This is a genomic window from Waddlia chondrophila WSU 86-1044, from assembly GCF_000092785.1.
Classification (GTDB): domain Bacteria; phylum Chlamydiota; class Chlamydiia; order Chlamydiales; family Waddliaceae; genus Waddlia; species Waddlia chondrophila.
This window is the reverse complement of record NC_014225.1, coordinates 1,642,484-1,661,815: the sequence shown is the minus strand read 5'-3', so window position 1 is coordinate 1,661,815 and position 19,332 is coordinate 1,642,484. Positions and strand designations below refer to the sequence as shown.

Here is a 19,332-nt window from a genome sequence, read left to right as displayed (position 1 = left end):
ATGACAACTAACAAACAAAGGTGCTTTGAGCTATTTAGCAGGCAGTGGCCCGATCACGTTTCCTTTATTGAAGATGCTAGGACAGATCATCTCGCTGCCCTGAAGACAGAGCTGGGAGAGGATAATCTTTTCCATCAGTGGGATGGAAATGCCTTTGCCTACCATGATCAGGCAGGGGCGTTGAAGGAATCAGAGCGTTTCTTTGAAAGTTTACAGCTGAGGAAAGGTTTAAAGACAATCTTCCATTACGGCCTGGGGGCAGGTTATGATTTCCAGGCTGCCCGGCAATGGCTGGAGGAGGATCCTGAACGTTTGATGATTGTCTTGGAAGATGATTTTGGTTTGATCAAAAAGGTCTTCGAAATGCCTTTGGCAGTTGAGATGCTTTCGCACTCTCAAGTTCTCCTTGTGCCAATTGAATCAAATTTTGAAAGTGGAAAAATCGGCTACCCCGCGGGTTTCGAGATGCTTCTTCATATCGGCATTCGCGACACTTACCTAATCACGATATCGGAAGCTTATGAAAAGCACAGGTCCGATTTCAGCAAATTGCTTAAGCAATCGCTCCATCTCAGAATACAAGATCTTGTCTGGTTGTTTGCATTTAGCAGCAGCGATAGGATCAAAGAGCTGATCGCAAATCTCTCCTCCAATCTTTTATCTCTTCCGGAAATGTTGAGAGGCCAAGATCTCTTTAGGCAGTTTGAAGGGGTTCCGACATTGATTTGCGCTGCTGGACCTTCGATTAAGGATCAGCTGCTTCTTATCAAACAGTTAAAAAACCGCGCGCTTCTTTTTGGAGCGGGTACGGGAATGAATGTCTTAAATTCTTGTGGTATTCTTCCCCACTTTGGATGCGGAATCGATCCGAATCGAACCTCTGAGAGTCGAATGTTGATGAACACGGCATTTTCCGTTCCTTATTTTCAAACTGTGCATTTTAATGCATTAGCTGCGGATCTTTTGCACGCAAACAAGCTTTTTTTTCGGGGGCCGGAATCTTATGGTGCAGTGAAGTGGATGCTGTCAAAGCTTGAAATAGAAGATCAGCAAGTGCATTTCAACGTTAGCACGACGTGCGCGTGCATGTCTTTAGCAGAGCATTTGAAATGCGATCCGATTGTTTTTCTAGGGTTGGATCTTTCCTATACGGAGCAGAAGCGTTATCCTGAAGGGATTGTTGCACATCCAACGGATAAAAAAACTGAAACACAGTTCATTGAAGAGATTCCAAAAAGCCGTGTCATTCCTGCTGTTAACTCGAAAGGAAAAAGAATTTTTACCCGCTCTGACTGGATCAACGAGGGCGCTTACTACACCTTGTACGCCAAGCAGCATCCTGAATTGAAGCTCATTAATGGAACGGTTGAAGGGTTGGTGATCCAGGGGGCTGAGGAGATCCCTCTGGAAGAGATTAAAAAGCGCTATTTGATAAGAAGTTATGACTTGGATAATTGGGTGCACGTGAATGTTGTGCTGGCGCGGTCTCTTCCTGTGACCCGTGCCAAGGTTCAGGAAGCGGCAAACGAGTGGAAAGAGAGCCTTGAAAGAGGGGAGAGGCAGCTTAAAGAGATGATCATGGATCTTTTGGATGCAGATGACCAAAGGATAGGTTTTCCCGAGCGCGTTGGAACAGACAGGTATTCCGAATTAGAAGAGAAGCTTAAACAGGAACCGATTTATGAATATCTCATCAAGGAGATGGATTTTGCCTTTGAAAAGAAGAAGATGCGCGATATGATCCAGCTGCGATTTCACTCTCATTTGCTAAATCAAGAGGATCGATACAAAAAGATGCTGCTGACAGAGTTGTATCGATTGAAATATCTTCACAAATATGTGGAGATCCAGTTGAAAGGGATAAAAAAAACTGATTGGTCGTTATTATCTGCAAAATCTGGAGACTCAATAAAAGCAAAAGAGGTCTCCATTCCCGATGCCGGAGGTGTGTTTGAAAATGGCGTGCTAAGAATTCGGCAAGAGGAGCTGGGAATCGATCTTGAAGATGATTATTCTCCTATTTGGGTAAAAGAATCTCCGGAAAAAGGGCAGATATGGGTAGGTGATAGTCATAATGGCGAGTGTTTGCTGTATGATCGAAAAGGGTGGTTGAAAGGGAGATGCTTCTATAAAAAAGGGAGGTTGCACGGCCCTTCGACGTACTATGGGCCTGATGGAAATGTTTTGGCGCAAGGCTGGTTCTTTAATGATGAGAGGCAAGGAGTCAACCTTCAGTTTTATCCTTCCGGAAGAATTTTCAGTATTCAGCGGTTTAAAGATAATCTTCCCCAAGGCTGTCAGGAATTTTTCGAAGAAAATGGCGAGGTTAAAACACGCTATTATTATGATAACGGTCTGTTGAATGGAAAGGTGGAACTTTTTTATGCAAATGGAAATAGGAAACGGATCGTGGAGTTCCTCAATGGCTTGCGGCATGGTAAAGAGCTGCATTGGTCTCCGGAAGGATGTTTGATGCGGGAGTCTGAGTATGAGCACGGGCGCTCTGTAGGGATTGCGCGTAAGTGGTATGCCAACGGGCAATTGAAAACGGAAAAAAAGTTTCTTGATGACAAAGGCAATTACGATTTGCGCAAGTGGAGTCAAAAGGGAAAGTTGATCGTGGAAAAGGTCTACATTCCTGACAGGATCAGTGAAGAGATCACGCTTTCTCAAGAAGAGAGAACCCGCTCTTTAGGTTTGTTGAAAAAGAAAATGGAAAAACTTGTTAATGACCAGGAAAACTGAAGAACGTCTACAAGAAAATATGGCCCTTTGGTCCCACTCCCACCCTAAAGAGGCGATTTGGCTGCAGTTTGTTGAAGTGGATCATCTTCTTTTATCCAAACAATCGGATGCGCTTCGCTATGAAGATGGAAACTTTTCCTTTTCTTACCATTCCTTGAGTGATCCTTTAGGCGAATCCAGGGAAAGGCTTAAGTCATTTGCGATTGAAGATACAGAGATTGTGTTCATCTACGGAGTGGGTTTGGGATATGACTTTCTTGCTGCAAAAGAGTGGCTAAAAGAAAAAGAGGCAAGGCGCCTGATCTTTTTGGAAGATAATCTTGGAGTGATCTACCGTTTTTTTGAAACCGAGACAGCTTCCGAGCTTCTTAATCACAGCCAGGTTCAGCTGACCTACGTAAAGAATCTCGAAGATGCCGATATGATCTTCAACGAGCTATTTTGGCATTATTATGGACGGTCGTTTAAAATTTTTCCTTCTCAAGCGTATCAAAAATACCGCGCTCGTTTTTTCGAGGAGTTAAAGCACCGGCTGACCTATGATATGCAGACAAAATACAGCCTGTTAGAAGAGTATCTGGAGTATGGTGCGGCATTTTATCGAAATTTTTATATGAATGTGCTCAAGTGGGACCAGGCGCTTCTTGGCAATCGCCTGTTCGGAAAATTCAAACGGGTTCCGGCAATCATTTGCGGGGCGGGGCCGTCTTTGGAAAACAGTTTGAAAACGTTGAAAAACATGAAGAACAAAGCGTTGATTTTTGGGGGAAGTTCTTCCTTGAATGCGATGCTTCATGCTGGAGTGAGCCCCCATTTCGGTGTGGGAATCGATCCTAATGCCAAGCAGGCCGACCGCTTGAGAGAGCTTCCAAGATTGGACTATCCTTTTTTTTACCGTCAGCGTTTGTTTCCGGAGGCATTGGATCTCCTTAAAGGACCCAGACTTTACATAACAGGAACTGGAGGGTACGAAATTGCAGGCTGGTTTGAAAAAAAACTGGGAATTGAAGAGGAAGAAATTGAAGAGGGGAGGAATGTTGTCAATTTTTCTTTAGAGATTGCTTACAGAATGGGGTGCAGCCCTATCATTTTCGTCGGCATGGATCTTGGTTTCACAGGCTGCAAGCTTTATTCTCCCGGAGTAATCTCGAAAGACAATGCAGTGGAAGTGAATGAAATTGATCCAAAATCCCTTGGTGAGGATCTCTTATTGAAAGAGGATATCAATGGCCGTCCTCTTTATACGTTATGGAAATGGATTTCTGAGTCGAAATGGGTGTCGGATTTTGCCAAAGAGCATCCTGATGTCAAATTAATCAATGCGACGGAAGGAGGGCTTGGGTTTGAAGGTGTGGAAAATCAGAATTTAAGCGTTGTCTTCGATGAGTATCTTGTCAAATCTTACCGGCTCCCATCCCGTATCGCTGCAGCTCTTGACCAGGCAGTCTTGCCTCAAGTGACGCAAAAGAGTGTAAGAGAGTTGATGGATCAATTAAGGGAGGGGTTGATCCATTGTTTGGAGAGTTTGTCGGTTTTGCAGGAAGAGAATGAAAAGATGCGCGATGTGATCGAAAAGCAAGGGCATGTCGAGCCGTTGCAGACGCCCTACGCTTCATTAGTTGAAGTTGAACTGGCTGATGAGGAAGCTTTTCAAGCAGTGCTTGAGATCTTTAATGCGGTATATACAAAGGTTTTGGATAAGGAGGTCAAGGATTTATCCGATCCGACGAACTCTTTGTCGGATGCAGAGAAGGACTTAAGAAAGATCGATCTCAATAAACGGAAATACATCTTCCTTTCCGAGGTAGCACAGGTAAATTTGAAGTTGTTAGAATTTGCAATGAAGGGTTTACACCGATAGTGATTAAAAAAAATATGAAATTTCGATTTTTTGAGTTGATTCGGTATACGGACTTTTTGTATACCGTTTATTATTCGAAAATAAATTTGACATCTCCTAAAACTGCATCTTAGGGGGTGGCGGGAGCCCCCATTGCTCGGAATCTATCTCCAACTCGAGATCTAAAACAACTCCCTAAAGTGCTCCCAGGATCTAGACCCGATAAAGTACGGAAAAACCCAAAAATTGCTTGACGGAACTCATAGAAATCCGAGTAGTACGTATTATAAACCACTGTTTCTTTCATCCACTTCCACAGTCGTTCGATTGGGTTCAAGTTTGGGCTATAGGGAGGGAGAAAGTGGAGTTGAATTTTAGAATTTTTTAGATATTTTGTAACCTCCCGGTTCCGATAATATGGGGCATTATCACAGAAAACGTGTATCCGGGTTTTCCCTGAATAATGTTGTTCAAGAGACTGAAAAAAGCGGATAGTCGCATCAGCATTTAACGTTTTGTCCTCTTGAAGAAATACTTTGTAAGATAGGATATCAATGGAACCGGTCAAATTAAGTCTGGATCTACCTGTATTTGCAGGTATCAGTTTGTCTACACCTTTTTTAATCCATCCATATCCAAGTTGAACGTTGTGAGTAGGGTGAACACCGTCCGTGAAGCAAATCGTTTCATCACCAGGAAGATTTGCCTTGAATTTTGCATATGCGTCGATCCATTTCTGCTGTTCATCTTTGTCGGCTTTTCCTGGCACAAGCTTGGGTTTTTTGTAAGAAAATCCATGTCTTTTAAGCCAAGATGTCATTCCTGGTATCGAATAATGATGGCCAAATCTCACGTTCACATATGCAACAATGCTGGTAACGTGGAGATAGGTGTATTCAAGCAAGTGCTTCTCGAGTTCACTGGATTCTGAATCAGAAAGCTTTTCCATGCTGCCGCCACCTTCAGGCCGTAATTTTTTATGGCTCTGATATTCTTTGATATGATTACGAATAGCACCCTCAGAGAGTAGCAGAGCTTCGGCAATCTCCGGAAAGGTCCACCCTTTATCGTAAAGCAGTATTGCCTTAATACGATCGCAAATACGTCGATCTCTTTCGAATCGATGTTGTGCCTGAAGTTGTTCTCTTTCTTGTTTTGTGAGAAATTGCATGCTAACAGCATGCTGGGAAGTCGATTTAGCAACAAGTAAAATTTTCATTCATGAACGGTATAGGCACCCTCTCATGTTTGTTTTTTTTTGAAAAATAAAAGTAATTTATGGTATTATTCCTTACAATAAATAAAGGGAGTTTTTAATGTCTGATTTTAAAATTGTTACTAGTGCAAATGAAATTCAACTTATACCGTTCATGAATGAAAATTTTACTTGTTGCTAAATCGACTTCCCAGCATGCTGTTAGCATGCAATTTCTCACAAAACAAGAAAGAGAACAACTTCAGGCACAACATCGATTCGAAAGAGATCGACGTATTCGAATAATAAACGGTATAATTGAAAGATCTTTATAATTGCTTAATTATTTTGTGTTAGTCTTAAAAAAAATGAGGTTTTATTATGAATAAGGATAATATTCGTTTAGGAAGAGAGTATCTTTATCAACAATATAACAACAGCCAATACGAAAGTCATGTAAAGCCTGCAATTGATAGATATAGAGACTTAAGTGATCTTTTTAGCAAAAATATGGATTTATGCAGGAATGGGGCGAAGCTCTTTTATGATTCTAAGAGTCATAAATTTTTTCAAGGATTCGGGAATTGTTCTGCTCAGAATGAATTTGTGTGGAGAAGAGATCACATTCTATATAGGATTCGTGAGTTTTCTGCTGCTCTTTTCGGATCGGATGCAGAGAAGCAAGAATGTGTAAAAGCTTATCTCTATCATAAATTGGGAGTGCAATCGGAGCAAGATTACATCCATTCTGGGGAAGTCAATGATGATAAAATATGGAAATTATTTGGTAAGCTCGAAGAAAAACGGTTCTTGACATGCGAGGAAAAAGAGAGGAAGCAAGCGTATTTAGCTTCCGATGAGTATACAATTAAAATGTTGACGGAAGAGCTTGAGGAAATTCAGAAGGGAATCCAAGAAAAGGAGGAATATTTTTTCCAAACTCTCATAAATGAGGAGATGCTGAATGGAATCATTAAGCGGATCGAAGAAAGGTTGAAAAAAAATATTTCTCCAAATGGTCGAGAATCTTTGCAAAATGTTCTTCAAGCGATAAAAGAGATTAGAAAAGGAAGAGAGAATAACACTTCGTTGTCGGAGATTAAATTTCAAATGCTATTTGAAAATGGAAATAATTATCGTAATTGTTTGAATAAATATGATGATATTGATAGAATCTATGAATGTCTTGAAGAATTGGATGAAAAATTTTTAATAAGAAGAAATGAGATCAATGAGCAATTAAGTGATCTTCAAGAGAAACCACTCGTCCATGATGCCCCTGATTTAGATTTAGTTGAAGATTTAGTTGATGATCACCAGCTTCTAGGTCTAAATGGAGCTCAAAAGATCGAAGAAGAGGAAGAGCTAAATGATCTTCAAGAGAAACCACTCGTCCATGATGCCCCTGATTTAGATTTAGTTGAAGATTTAGTTGATGATCACCAGCTTCTAGGTCTAAATGGAGCTCAAAAGATCGAAGAAGAGGAAGAGCTAAATGATCGTAGGGAAGATCCCGTTGAAGTGAATGCGGAAAGAAAGAAGAAAATTTCGTGGTTCAGCGGAGTGATCAATGCGATTGGAGGATTTTTCCGATCCGCTTGGAATGGGTTTCTGAACTTATTTTTTACTGATAAAGTTTAAACGGAAAAAGTGTGATCTCTCATGCATGAGAGATCACCTTATGTTTCTCGAGAGTTTATGAAATATCCTGGTTAAGGAGGCTCACGCACGCCAGATAGCCGTTGTCGAAATCCTCTTTTGGCAGAAGGTAGGGCGGAGTAATCTTTTCGATGATTGCCTTTGCTTCTTCGAATGTACATTCCAGCAGTTCTCTACAGGTCCTTCCATCGCGCGTTTCGAGAGACAAATCCCCTCCCTTGTCAAGCAGTGCTTGAATCATTCCAGGATCGCGGCGAATGCAAGCTAGGTGAAGAGCTGTGTATCCATTTCTATTTATCAGATTTGGACTTGCACCATTATCGACCAATTTCCGGACAAGTTGAAGATTAGAAACAGTCAGATGTTTTCCGTCTCTTGTGCGGTCCTTATACCCTTTGGCGATGGTCAGGTGCAGTGCAGGATTACCGTGGCATTCGATATCCAAATTTTGATGATAGTTAAGGATTTCTGAAGCCATGCTGTTATTTCCATTTGCAATTGCCCAAACAAGCGCGGTATTGCCCCAATCGTCCTGAATATCAAAATTGATTCCGTTGTCCGCAATAATGGAGACGAATTCACTTGGGCTCCCTAATTTTGCTAAATGGTGAAGAACAGTTCCCTTCAACCATAAATCAGCTCTTGTATTGACGTCTAGCCCACTTTTCAAAATGGCGTCAAGTTCATCTTGCATTTCAGGTTTGTAACGATGCCTTCCTTTGCGGATGAAACTGGAAACCTCATGTATCCACTTTGCCAGATTGAAAGAGTTTTGCGCTTCTGGAATATCTTTGACTCCAATAGCAGTTGAGATCAATCCGCCGAGCTCGTCCTTGGTGCTTTCAATGATGGATCGACGCAGCTCAGACTCTTCTGCACATTCGGTGATCAGTAGGGAAGAGTTGTCAAAAATTTGGTGGGATAGTTTTTTAAAATCGTGCAGCTGAGTGTCGTCTGTGATTTGTTCTTCGAGAGCTTCTAATGTATTTTCCAACTCGCGTCGAATCATCTCGATATCTCTTTGATTTGCAGATGGGGTGCGGCGATGTGAAGAGTGGACGGTGGGATGGTTGTGCCCTTCCCCCGCGCTTTGTGCACGGGTGTGGTTTTCAATGTTTCGGGCAGCCCAGTTATAAATTGCCATGCTAAGATGGATAAGTCCTGCTGTGAATAATCCCAGGATGAATGATGCGAGAAAACAGATTTTGCGGTCTGTTTTACTGATTCTCTCGGAAAAAGGATCCAACATAAAGTCTGTAAAAAAATTTCTGGGAGTTACTTGCATGAATGTCTAAAATAATTAATTTTAAATTATTTATAAATGTTTTTTATTAATGTAACCGTCATTTGTCACCCTTAAATTTCAATTTTGATTTTCTGAAAAAATCTGCTAAATTCTTTGCCTATGGAATTAGCAACAACAAATATTGATCATCTGGGTCTTGTCGCAGGAATGTGTGATGAAATTGGTCTCGTGGAGCAGGTTGACAAGGCTTGTGGAGATCAGGATCCAAATAAGAATCTAACTTTCGGTCAGTGTGTCAAATGCATGATTATGAATGGGTTAGGATTTATTGGAAGAACTTTATACTTATACTCCGAATACTTCGAAGATAAACCTCTAGAACATCTTATAGGAGCGGATGTTTCCCCAGAACAAGTGGATAATAATGTACTCGGAAGAACCCTTGACAAGCTTTTTTCTTTGGGTGTGACAGATTTATTCAGTGCAATATCTCTTCAAGCTATAAAAACTCTAGGCATTAAAATCAGCAGCCTACACCTTGACTCAACAAGTTTTCATGTTGATGGTGATTATAACAGTGACCTTGAACAAGATGATCACAGAATTAAAATTACTAAGGGATATAGCAGGGATCATATACCGTTCATGAATGAAAATTTTACTTGTTGCTAAATCGACTTCCCAGCATGCTGTTAGCATGCAATTTCTCACAAAACAAGAAAGAGAACAACTTCAGGCACAACATCGATTCGAAAGAGATCGACGTATTTGCGATCGTATTAAGGCAATACTGCTTTACGATAAAGGGTGGACCTTTCCGGAGATTGCCGAAGCTCTGCTACTCTCTGAGGGTGCTATTCGTAATCATATCAAAGAATATCAGAGCCATAAAAAATTACGGCCTGAAGGTGGCGGCAGCATGGAAAAGCTTTCTGATTCAGAATCCAGTGAGCTCGAGAAGCACTTGCTTGAATACACCTATCTCCACGTTACCAGCATTGTTGCATATGTGAACGTGAGATTTGGCCATCATTATTCGATACCAGGAATGACATCTTGGCTTAAAAGACATGGATTTTCTTACAAAAAACCCAAGCTTGTGCCAGGAAAAGCCGACAAAGATGAACAGCAGAAATGGATCGACGCATATGCAAAATTCAAGGCAAATCTTCCTGGTGATGAAACGATTTGCTTCACGGACGGTGTTCACCCTATTCACAACGTTCAACTTGGATATGGATGGATTAAAAAAGGTGTAGACAAACTAATACCTGCAAATACAGGTAGATCCAGACTTAATTTGACCGGTTCCATTGATATCCTATCTTACGAAGTATTTCTTCAAGAGGACAAAACGTTAAATGCTGATGCGACTATCCGCTTTTTTCAGTCTCTTGAACAACATTATTCAGGGAAAACCCGGATACACGTTTTCTGTGATAATGCCCCATATTATCGGAACCGGGAGGTTACAAAATATCTAAAAAATTCTAAAATTCAACTCCACTTTCTCCCTCCCTATAGCCCAAACTTGAACCCAATCGAACGACTGTGGAAGTGGATGAAAGAAACAGTGGTCTATAATACGTACTACTCGGATTTCTATGAGTTCCGTCAAGCAATTTTTGGGTTTTTCCGTACTTTATCGGGTCTAGATCCTGGGAGCTCTTTAGGGAGTTGTTTTAGATCTCGAGTTGGAGATAGATTCCGAGCAATGGGGGCTCCCGCCACCCCCTAAGATGCAGTTTTAGGGGATGTCAAATTTATTTTCGAATAATAAACGGTATAATAATGAGAAATGGCATCCTGTCGACAGCTTTAAAGGCTATCATATTGGTGGTTCTTATACTGAGAAAGGAAAAGAAGCTAGTTCCGACTATGAAGGGCGTCGATATACGATCGTTGAGATAAGAGTGCGCAATTTTTCCGGTTTAGAACGCTTTGGAAGAGGTCTATTGGGGGTTGCTGCTGTTATTTGCAGCTTAGGTCTTGCCCTCTTTTCAGAATCTGTAAGAAATTTATTCATAAGTTCTGAAAAAGGCATTTGCTTTGCTGAAGAAATCAAAGAAAAAAATGCGTCAGAAGAGAACGAAACAGAGGATTCTTCAAGCTCCAATTTAGAGGGAAAAAAAGAAGCGGATGAGAGCAAAGTAGGGGAAGGAAAAGGAATTAATGCCGAAGAGACTTCAAACTCTTCTGGACTTGACCTGACAGACAGCATGTTTCCACTTAATTTTGCGTCAGATTAAGTCTAGACTATCTCAACTTATGAAGGCAAGATAGCGATTGGATTTCATGGTACATATAACCCTCCTGTAGGAATGTGATATATCCATGATTACCTGAACCATAAAAAATTTTTATGGTTCAGGTAATCGCTTCAAATTTGGGTGAATTCAGCTCCCATTTTTATATTCGTTCAGCTTATTGCGCAGGGTACGTGGGCTGATTCCTAAAATTTCAGCGGTTTTCTTCTTATTATTGTTGTGGGCAAGCAGTGTTTCAATGATCAGTTGTTTTTCCAGCTCACGCAGAGAAAGACCCACAGGAAGTCCTTTTTCTTCCGATGCCTCCAAGTCTGCTTGATGTTTTGCTGGCAGATCCCCTGTAGGCTCCAGGAAAATGTATTCAGGAGAGATTTCATTTTTGTTTTCCATGACGACAGCCCGCTCGATAATGTTTGCTAATTCTCTCACATTTCCCGGCCAGTGATAGCTAAGGAGCTTCTGTTTGGCGGCGGAAGTCAGCTTTTTTACCTTTTTATGGTTTTCTTTCGACATGCGAGTAAGAAAGTATTCAGCTAATGGCAGAATGTCATCGGATCGATGCTTCAAAGGCGGCAGATGGATGGGAACTACGTTCAATCGGTAGTAAAGGTCTTCCCTCAAAACGTGATTGTCTATGGCTTGTTTGATATCCCGATTTGACGTCGCGATTATTCTGACATCTACCTTGATCGGTTTCGATCCTCCAACTCTTTCGAAAATTTGCTCCTGGATCGCTCTTAATAGCTTTGCTTGCACTGTCAATGGGATTTCTGTCACTTCATCTAGAAGCAAGGTTCCTCCATTGGCAAGCTCGAAACGTCCGATTCGTTTCTGGTTAGCTCCTGTAAAGGCCCCTTTTTCGTGTCCGAAAAATTCAGATTCAATCAAGGCTTCAGGTACTGCAGCGCAGTTGACTTTTATGAAGGGACGGCTATGTCTTAAGGATTGATCGTGGATCGCTTGTGCGATTACCTCTTTTCCTGTGCCTGACTCTCCTGTAATGAAAACGCTGGCGTTGCTTTTTGCAATTCGAGCCACGTCTTTTAAAATTTGCTGCATCTCGGTATTTTCTGCGATCACACCCTGTTTCGTGTCCGCTCTCTTGTTATAGACTTCCTCTCTTAAGTATTGATTTTCGGTGATCAAAGATTGGTGTTCTTTTGCTTTTTCCACGACAGCTTCAATGGTGTCCGGAGAAAAAGGCTTAATCAGGTAGTTGAAGGCTCCATAGCGCATCGCTTCCACTGCGTTTTCAATACTGCCATACGCTGTAATCACGACTACAGGGGTTTGAGGAGAGACTTCTTTGATTTTTGTCAGAACCTCAATACCAGTTAGGTCTGGCATTTTCATATCAGTGAACACCAGATCGTAAGAGCAGTCCTTGAACTGGCCGATCCCTTTTTTGCCGTTTTCCGCAGTAGAGACCTCAAATCCCTCGCGAGACAGAGTTTCAGCAATGAAGGTTCTGATGATTTCTTCATCGTCTATGACTAATATTTTTTCTATCGACATTTTTAGCCTCTGTAATTTAGGGACGCTATCTAGGTATTTTTGCAATAATCGTCGTTCCGTTATCGGAAGAATCAATCTCCATCGTTCCTCCGTGGGAACAGATAATTTTTTTTGCTTGTGCCAATGCTCCTTCTTCTCCCCCCCAGGGGGCGACAAAAAAAGGGGAAAAGACTTTCGATACTCGATCTTTAGGAATGACAGTCCCTTGGTCGACAAGCGTGATTGCGATGTTTGAATCCGTTACATTAACTTGAGCTTCGGGAAAACTTCCTTTTTCTTGGGGGTGGGCGGCAAAGTCGGATAAGTAGCTGAGCGCTTTGCGCATTTGGCTTTTGTCCATATAAACATTTGCAGTGTCGATAGAAGTTGTCCAGCTGATCTGGTGGTGATCGAACACCTCTTTTATCATGGGAATCAGGTTGCAATACTCCTTGTCTAGGTTTAATGGCTCTGCGAAATCAAGAGCTGCGGTCATGATCCGGTCAAGATTGTCCGCTCCTTCGACGATCATCGCCGCCATCTTCTGAAGGTTGGGCTGCCCTTCCAGATCCCGCTTTAACAGAGAAGCAAATCCTTTTATTCCTCCTAAAGGGTTGCGTAGCCGATGAATGAGGAGAGAGGCAGCTTCTTGAAATGCTTTTTCTTCGGACTCGTTGGTGCTCATTTCAAACTTCTCCTATACGTCATCATAAAGGGTTTCTCTTTTTTAGGCGAAAAAGGAATTAAATATTTAATTATTAATTAAATAGAGAGTGTTGGGATGAGGCAAACTGTTGTTTGCAAAAATAGACAGAGTGTGCCATAATGTGCACTTGCGATTTGGAGAGAACTCTTTATTTAAACAAATCGTACGATTTTTTAGGAGAATACATGGCACGCTATACAGGAAATCGAAATCGAATTGCCCGCCGTTTCGGCGTCAATATTTTTGGCAGAGCACGCAATCCGCTCATCCACAAACCCAACCCTCCGGGGGTTCACGGCGCTCGCCGCCGCAAGAAGTCCGATTATGGGTTGCAGCTTGAAGAAAAACAAAAGCTAAAAGCTGTCTATGGAATGATCAGCGAAAAGCAGCTTGTGAACTACTATAAAAAAGCTCTCAAGCTAAAGGGAAATACGCCGCTTCATTTGGCTGAAATGCTTGAATGCCGCTTAGATAACGTTGTTTACCGTCTCAAGTTGGCCAGTACCATTTTTGCAGCTCATCAGCTGGTTTCTCATGGCCACATCCTTGTTGATGGAAAAAAAGTTGATATCCGTTCTTTCCAGGTGAAGCCTGGAATGGTGGTTTCTGTGAAAGAAAGGTCGCAAAAGATGAAAGCGGTCAATGAAGCTCTGGACAACTCCATGAAGGATGTTCCGGAGTATTTTTCTCTTGATCGCAACAAATTTTCCGGTCAGTTATTGTCGATGCCAACCTTGGAGCAAATTCCTTGGCCATTAGAGATTAACTTACCTGAAGTTTGTGACTTTTTGGATCACACAAACTAAGGCGATACAGATTACCTCCTCCTTTGTTTTTAGCCCGTTTTTCATGAGTAAAGCGGGCTTTTTTTTGCCTATGTAGGAATTTGCAGAGCTTGGTAGTTCTCACCAGCTTTGCTGACGTTGGCAGCTCCAATAAAAGTGCCTGGGTTATCACCTAAAGAAGAGAGCAAGTAGCCGATCGAAGCGTTTGGTGTTGCTAATTTTTCCAGCAGTTGAATCAGTTTGCGCAGCATGCGGATTTGTTCGGCATCATCTTCTTCATTCCTCAGGCGGCGCACTTGATCTGTCACTAGATTGACGATTGATAAAGGGTTGCGTTGTTCTTCGTTAGAAATTTCGTCAATCGTTCTTCCCCCTAAAATGGAAACTAAAATTTGATCGCGCAATCGGCTGGCAAGCGCTCCGCCTAAATCAGGTCTGAGAACTCCGGTGGCGGAATTGCTGATTTGCTCAACAAGGGCATCCAGGCTCAGTGTTTGGGATGCACTTAAAACGGAAGCGACAGCTCTGTCGAAAAGGTAGCTTCCGTCTCCTCGCCCTGTTTCAGTTTGTACAGTGCTGAATACTTCTTCTTTCAAAATGTTTAAAAAATCGTCTGATGAAAAGAACGGAGCGCGCTGGTTCGCTTGCTTAAGAGCGTGTTCAAAGATTAAATTAGCTTGACTGCGTGAAATTCCGTTGTTTGTCAGTTCTCCGACAAATGCGCTGTTGACAGCTTGTAATTTGGAAGCCGAAACGCCTGTGACAGGAAGAAAAGCTCCGTTGACGTTGTATGCTGCTGTGCTGTTGGCAAGGAAGATTGCATCGTTTAGCGAGAAGCCGACAGCCCGCAATTCCTCTCGAAGTCTATTGCGGAACTCTCTTTGTGTTTCAAATGCGTTTGGATTGACCAGAGCTCTGTTGATCGCTCCTCTAAGCGCTAGCTCAAACCTGACTGTTTCAGGAGCTAAAACAAAGTTTCCCGAAGCAAGTGCTAAAAGCTGGTCGGTGATAAACTCTGCTTGCGTGTTGCTGAGCCCGCGGGTTTGAAGATCTTCCAAAATTTCTTTGCGCACTAGCCCTTGTCCTAAAGCGATACTGCGTAGCAAAGGATCTCCAAGAAGGGCATTTGTCAATCCAGGGAATCGAGTCAGAGGGACGACAATGCCGACGGTTTCGTAAAAGTTTAACGTTTGGCTGGCATAGGCAAGTGCATCGCCGCGGCTTAAGCCGAAATCGCGAAACTGTTCAAAGAGTTCATTTTGTAGACGAACTCGAGATCCATAGCCGCCGTATTGCAGAGAACGAGTGATCGCATTGGACAGCATTGCTCCACCGATGCCGATATCGACTCCAAATAAACTATTGACAAGAGAAGCTGCAGCGGCGGATGTGTCCATATTAAGGCCGAAAGCAATGTTTAAATAACGCGCTCCAATATCTCCTCGGATAAGCGCAACAGTTTCATTTGCCAGTAAATTTGCTTGCAAAGGATTGACTCCTTCTGCAGTGAATTGCCGGACTAACTCGTTGCGGAAACTGCTGATTGTGTTTAGGCCAACTCCGGAATAGATCGCATGATTGATCGCGTTGTTCACAATCGCAGCGGAAACTGCTGCCGAATAACCTAAGCGGTGGACTAGAAGATTTGTCAGTGTTTGCTTGGCGAATACAAGACTGATAGGATTTTCGAGCACATCCGAAAGAGTTGCTCGCGAGGTTAAGGCGATAAGCAAGTCTTGGGGAGGGAGTTGTGAAACCTGGGCGAAGATCAGGGGAACAAGGTTTGGTATGCCTAATGCACGGGCATAAAAGGCGGATGAGATTCCAAGCAGTGATAGGTTCAGCCCTGCAGCCAGCTGTGACGATAGAGATGCAAAGTGACCAATGGATGTTAGGCCGAATGCGTTGAAAAGGCGGGTTGCATTAGAGAGTTCAACCTCAGCTTGAGTAAGTCTATCGACAGCACTTGCCATACGGAAGGGATTTCCGGATTTGATCGCTAGCGCAAGCTCTCGTTGAGCCGCTTGCAGATTTCTGCTTGCCGCTCCAAATCTCTGCCGAGCATAAAAGCCGAGGCGATTGATTTGTCCATTGACAATGATTCGGAAAAGTCCGGAGTCAACGATGGCGCCGACTTGGCCGGCATAAGCTAGGGAAATGGCAGCAAAAACGGCGGGGCTTTGTGCAGCTACGGACCCGAGCCTAGAAGCAACGAAGCGTAAAGCAGGCATAGAGCTCATTAGAGAGCTTTTCGATAAAATCTGAAGAGCGGTGAATTGGAGTCTCGAATACAGTCTGGCAGAGATGGGCAAGCTGGCGTTTGCCGCTGATTCTCTGAATAGAATGCGGGAAAGCACGATTTGCAAATGACGACTTTGCAGTCCCATGGCAGCTGATGCTAGTCCTAATCCTCCAATTGAATTGGCTCCGGCTTGAAAAACAGGATTAAGCGTATCGAAGTATCCAAATGGAAGTGTAAAATTTTGATTCCTAAGAGATTGAAAAAAAATTTCATTGGCAATGACAGCTTCTTCAAGACTTAGGGATTGTTGAAAAAGAGAGGTGTACCCAAGAAATGAGTTGACAAGCGGAATAAAGAAGAGAACCGTCAATTCGTAGGAATTGACGTCGATCGGATCACCGGGATAAATAGGAGAGGGAATCGTTCCTATTTGAGCGCTGCTGGGCACTTCCAACCCGTAGCGCATGGGAAATTCGTTGAGGGCTTGATCAAATTTTTGATACCCGTCTGAAGGGGGATCAAAGAGAGCTCCCAGTTCTGTCCGGACGGCTCCGAAAAAAGCTGATTCGGTGGCATAAGGTCCGTTGGCAATCGCTTCTTCCACGGCTGTATTCGCTTGCTCCGGAGTTACTCCGTTAATTGCATCCAGAGCAGCTATAAAGTCATTCGTTCTCTCTTCAGTAGGCTCTTGTAAAAAAAGCGTCAGCCTTTCAGTTGCGTTGCTGGGAATGAGAGGAACAGTGATCTCAGGCTGGGAAGGGAGGGTGGTATACAGAGGTTGCGGATTAGGTACTGGAGTGCTGTCGTAGAAAGGAAGGTTTGGCAGTCCAAACTCTGCTCTTTCCGCATTGATACTGTTGGTTAATGTGTTGTAATCGTTAATGAGCTCGTTATAAGCAGTTGTTTGTTGGACAATGTTGTTAATTGCTTCTTGCACGTCTGGGCGATTGGCGACATACTGGTTCCACTCACCGATTTTTTGGTTGATGTACTGAAATGCGACAGCGTATTCCTCGCCGCCAAGGTCTTCGATCTCTTGTTCGGTAAGTCCCGCTAAAAGAGCGTTTTTTTCCGCTTGAGATAAGCTGTTATTGATGGTTGTCACTCCTTGTGGAGTGAGATGGTTGTAAGTGTTTAAAATGGCATTTAAGTCTTGAATAGCTGCACGGTCTTGAGACCAAACAGTTGTCATAAAGTTGTTGAAATCAATCGTTGCTGCTTCGAGGTCGCTATGGGCATCGTAAATTTCTTTCGCTTTTGTTTCCAGCTGCTTCCATCTCTCAACAGTCTCCAAAAGTTCGGAGTGCAGATCTTCTAAAGATTGCGCTTCGAAAGCCAATGCTCGATGCCATCTTTCGGAGATGAGCGGGTCCAACTGCTGAGCGTCGATGATTGCCCGTTTCAATTTTTGAATCGTTTCTTGGATGATTTCCTGCAACTCCCTAATCGAAATTCTTCCGGGAGGAAGGTCGATCTGGCCATTGATCAGAAGCGAGACTTCAGCAGGTTCTTCGGCTTGCAGCAAAGTATCTCCAAACGTCTCGACAGAATTTTCCGGAGGTTCATTGACTGTTGGCTCTGTCTGTGGGGGAGTTGGGCCTGTGGTGATGATTGTTGGATTGCTTATTCCGCCGGATGAGATTTCGTCTACCATCTTCCTTCTCCTGAATTTGTAGAAAATTTCTACCCCTCTCCATTTTATTATAGCATAAAATTAAATTTTATTTTTAATTTTTGCTTGAAAAATAAATCTATTCAAATAAAAAGGTTGGAGATGAAAGATTAAGGCTAAAAGAACAAAATTTGCCCAGGCGCTCAGGCTAGTTGCATAGGCTACGCTGGCAGGTCCATATCCCAAATACGAGACAAATAAGGTGTTAAGGGCAATATTCATCACGACGGAAAAGGTAGAAGTTGCCGAAGGGATGAAATAGTTGTTTTTTGCGTAAAAAGCAGGAGCATAGATAAGGACTAGCGCCATGGGAATAAGCCCGACGGCGTAGCCAGATAGACAGAGGTTTGTGCTATTTATTGATTCTTGGGTAAAATGGCCGTGGCCATACACGAGGGAAATTCCCCACTTGCCTAGAAAGATCAAGCCTAAAGTGCAAGGAATCATTAGATAAAGCGTGCGCGATAAACAGTATCTTAAGAATTTACGGTATTTTTCGTATTCTTTGTTTTCAAGAGCTCTAGACAAAGGGGGGAGAAGAGCGGAAGAAAGGGCGATTCCAAAAAGAGCGAGCGGGACTTGCTGAATTCTAATTGCGTACCAAAGGAAAGCAGGTCCTTCTCCATTGGCCATTTTGGCAAAAAGAGGATCCAACGCACTGTTGATTTGTACGGCAGCCACTCCTAAAATTCCGAGCAGAAGCGGCTGAGACAATGTTCGGATATCAGGGTTGCAAAGACTTGGAGGCGGCATTCCCCAACTTTTAAGGATCGACACTGTTTGTGGAATTGTCGTGATCCATTGTGTGATGCTGGCAGCTACGATTGCAGCTGCCAGCCAATACATTGGGTTTTGAGGTTGCAAGTACCAAATATTTAATGCTCCAAGAATCCAAACAGCATTGAAGAGAACAGGTGCTGCGCTGGGGAGGAAAAATTTTTTTTCACACTGTAGCAAGCTGCAGTTTAGTCCCCAGAGGCAAATAAAAATCAGGCTCGGCATCATGATGATTGTTAAGGTAGCAATTTCTCGATTTTCTGCTGACAGAATCGGGATCAATGATTTTAAAATCCCAACGCTTGCGGCGGTGATTCCGATTAGTATGAGAAATAAAATCAGATAGAGGCTGGTAAAAAATTGAGCGGCTCTTTTGGGAGACTGTTGCCGGATTTTTTCGAATTTTGGAACAAATGCTGTTTGCAATGCCCCTTCTCCGAAGAGCCGCCTTAAGAGATGCGCCAACCTGAAGGCGACGAAAAATGCTGCGACAGTCTCTTTTGTTCCGAAAGTAAATGCCATAGCGATATCGCGCACAGCGCCTGAAATGCGGCTTAGCATCGTTCCACTGAAAAAGTGGCTGGCAGATTTAAGGATGCTTTTCGTGCTGTCCATGGAAATAGCATCTTAGATTTGCGAATATGATGCAATGCTTGAAAACGACGAAAAAATCCGCTATGCTCTTGTTTAAAAAAGATAACAAC

Annotated in this window: 13 protein-coding genes and 1 pseudogene; 7 read left to right on the top strand and 7 right to left on the bottom strand. The window is 42.8% G+C overall.

The genetic code is table 11. The features are described 5' to 3' along the window. Both WCW_RS07615 and WCW_RS07610 read left to right on the top strand, forming a co-directional pair. Positions 1 to 2,745 (top strand): 6-hydroxymethylpterin diphosphokinase MptE-like protein, encoded by a 2,745-nt coding sequence (locus WCW_RS07615; protein ID WP_013182635.1) that lies wholly within the window; start codon positions 1 to 3, stop codon positions 2,743 to 2,745. Further along, positions 2,729 to 4,606 (top strand): motility associated factor glycosyltransferase family protein, encoded by a 1,878-nt coding sequence (locus WCW_RS07610; RefSeq protein WP_013182634.1) that lies wholly within the window; start codon positions 2,729 to 2,731, stop codon positions 4,604 to 4,606. The genes WCW_RS07615 and WCW_RS07610 overlap by 17 nt, the downstream gene beginning before the upstream one ends. A gap of 109 nt (positions 4,607 to 4,715) precedes the next feature. Here the strand turns inward: WCW_RS07610 and WCW_RS07605 are convergent, their stop codons facing one another. Then, positions 4,716 to 5,804: an IS630 family transposase gene (locus WCW_RS07605; protein WP_013181751.1), complete on the bottom strand. Its 1,089-nt coding sequence runs from the start codon at positions 5,802 to 5,804 to the stop codon at positions 4,716 to 4,718. Positions 5,805 to 6,161: 357 nt separating this feature from the next. On the opposite strand from WCW_RS07605, the gene WCW_RS07600 reads away from it, so the two are divergent. After that, positions 6,162 to 7,421 (top strand): hypothetical protein, encoded by a 1,260-nt coding sequence (locus WCW_RS07600; protein ID WP_013182632.1) that lies wholly within the window; start codon positions 6,162 to 6,164, stop codon positions 7,419 to 7,421. A 55-nt stretch (positions 7,422 to 7,476) separates the two neighbouring features. Here WCW_RS07600 and WCW_RS07595 read toward each other — a convergent pair whose 3' ends face one another. Beyond that, on the bottom strand, positions 7,477 to 8,724 hold the full coding sequence (locus WCW_RS07595; protein ID WP_013182631.1) for an ankyrin repeat domain-containing protein: 1,248 nt from the start codon (positions 8,722 to 8,724) through the stop codon (positions 7,477 to 7,479). A 120-nt stretch (positions 8,725 to 8,844) separates the two neighbouring features. On the opposite strand from WCW_RS07595, the gene WCW_RS07590 reads away from it, so the two are divergent. The 3 genes from WCW_RS07590 to WCW_RS07580 are packed head-to-tail and all read left to right on the top strand — an operon-like array spanning position 8,845 to position 10,934. Continuing rightward, positions 8,845 to 9,357, top strand: a complete 513-nt coding sequence (locus WCW_RS07590) for an IS1634 family transposase (protein WP_041941584.1) — start codon at positions 8,845 to 8,847, stop codon at positions 9,355 to 9,357. Further along, positions 9,335 to 10,423 carry an IS630 family transposase gene (locus WCW_RS07585; protein ID WP_013182629.1) on the top strand — a complete coding sequence of 363 codons (1,089 nt, stop codon included), beginning with the start codon at positions 9,335 to 9,337 and terminating at the stop codon, positions 10,421 to 10,423. Before WCW_RS07590 ends, WCW_RS07585 begins: the two co-directional genes overlap by 23 nt. A 16-nt stretch (positions 10,424 to 10,439) precedes the next feature. After that, complete coding sequence (locus WCW_RS07580) at positions 10,440 to 10,934, top strand: hypothetical protein (RefSeq protein ID WP_013182628.1); 495 nt, start codon at positions 10,440 to 10,442, stop codon at positions 10,932 to 10,934. A 147-nt stretch (positions 10,935 to 11,081) separates the two neighbouring features. On the opposite strand, the gene WCW_RS10550 is transcribed toward WCW_RS07580, so the two are convergent. The 3 genes and pseudogenes from WCW_RS10550 to WCW_RS07570 form a co-directional block, all read right to left on the bottom strand. Continuing rightward, complete coding sequence (locus WCW_RS10550) at positions 11,082 to 11,231, bottom strand: helix-turn-helix domain-containing protein (RefSeq protein WP_420805050.1); 150 nt, start codon at positions 11,229 to 11,231, stop codon at positions 11,082 to 11,084. Positions 11,232 to 11,300: 69 nt separating this feature from the next. Continuing rightward, a pseudogene (locus WCW_RS07575) lies at positions 11,301 to 12,467 on the bottom strand (sigma-54-dependent transcriptional regulator); the annotation flags it as partial. 25 nt (positions 12,468 to 12,492) lie between these two features. Beyond that, complete coding sequence (locus WCW_RS07570) at positions 12,493 to 13,131, bottom strand: sensor histidine kinase (protein ID WP_013182626.1); 639 nt, start codon at positions 13,129 to 13,131, stop codon at positions 12,493 to 12,495. 206 nt (positions 13,132 to 13,337) lie between these two features. Here WCW_RS07570 and rpsD point away from each other — a divergent pair, with 206 nt between their 5' ends. Beyond that, on the top strand, positions 13,338 to 13,958 hold the full coding sequence (rpsD, locus tag WCW_RS07565) for a 30S ribosomal protein S4 (RefSeq protein WP_013182625.1): 621 nt from the start codon (positions 13,338 to 13,340) through the stop codon (positions 13,956 to 13,958). Positions 13,959 to 14,026: 68 nt separating this feature from the next. On the opposite strand, the gene WCW_RS07560 is transcribed toward rpsD, so the two are convergent. Next, the gene (locus WCW_RS07560; RefSeq protein WP_013182624.1) at positions 14,027 to 17,833 is read right to left on the bottom strand and encodes a hypothetical protein; all 3,807 of its coding nucleotides are present in this window, start codon (positions 17,831 to 17,833) and stop codon (positions 14,027 to 14,029) included. Between the two features lie 60 nt (positions 17,834 to 17,893). After that, the gene (murJ, locus tag WCW_RS07555; protein WP_013182623.1) at positions 17,894 to 19,243 is read right to left on the bottom strand and encodes a murein biosynthesis integral membrane protein MurJ; all 1,350 of its coding nucleotides are present in this window, start codon (positions 19,241 to 19,243) and stop codon (positions 17,894 to 17,896) included. Between the last annotated feature and the right edge of the window lie 89 nt (positions 19,244 to 19,332).

Bases quoted from the DNA above. Each gene is read 5' to 3' on its own strand.
- WCW_RS07615 (WP_013182635.1), top strand. From the start codon at position 1: ATGACAACTAACAAACAAAGGTGCTTTGAGCTATTTAGCAGGCAGTGG.
- WCW_RS07610 (WP_013182634.1), top strand. From the start codon at position 2,729: ATGACCAGGAAAACTGAAGAACGTCTACAAGAAAATATGGCCCTTTGG.
- WCW_RS07605 (WP_013181751.1), bottom strand. From the start codon at position 5,804: ATGAAAATTTTACTTGTTGCTAAATCGACTTCCCAGCATGCTGTTAGC.
- WCW_RS07600 (WP_013182632.1), top strand. From the start codon at position 6,162: ATGAATAAGGATAATATTCGTTTAGGAAGAGAGTATCTTTATCAACAA.
- WCW_RS07595 (WP_013182631.1), bottom strand. From the start codon at position 8,724: ATGCAAGTAACTCCCAGAAATTTTTTTACAGACTTTATGTTGGATCCT.
- WCW_RS07590 (WP_041941584.1), top strand. From the start codon at position 8,845: ATGGAATTAGCAACAACAAATATTGATCATCTGGGTCTTGTCGCAGGA.
- WCW_RS07585 (WP_013182629.1), top strand. From the start codon at position 9,335: ATGAAAATTTTACTTGTTGCTAAATCGACTTCCCAGCATGCTGTTAGC.
- WCW_RS07580 (WP_013182628.1), top strand. From the start codon at position 10,440: ATGTCAAATTTATTTTCGAATAATAAACGGTATAATAATGAGAAATGG.
- WCW_RS07570 (WP_013182626.1), bottom strand. From the start codon at position 13,131: ATGAGCACCAACGAGTCCGAAGAAAAAGCATTTCAAGAAGCTGCCTCT.
- rpsD (WP_013182625.1), top strand. From the start codon at position 13,338: ATGGCACGCTATACAGGAAATCGAAATCGAATTGCCCGCCGTTTCGGC.
- WCW_RS07560 (WP_013182624.1), bottom strand. From the start codon at position 17,833: ATGGTAGACGAAATCTCATCCGGCGGAATAAGCAATCCAACAATCATC.
- murJ (WP_013182623.1), bottom strand. From the start codon at position 19,243: ATGGACAGCACGAAAAGCATCCTTAAATCTGCCAGCCACTTTTTCAGT.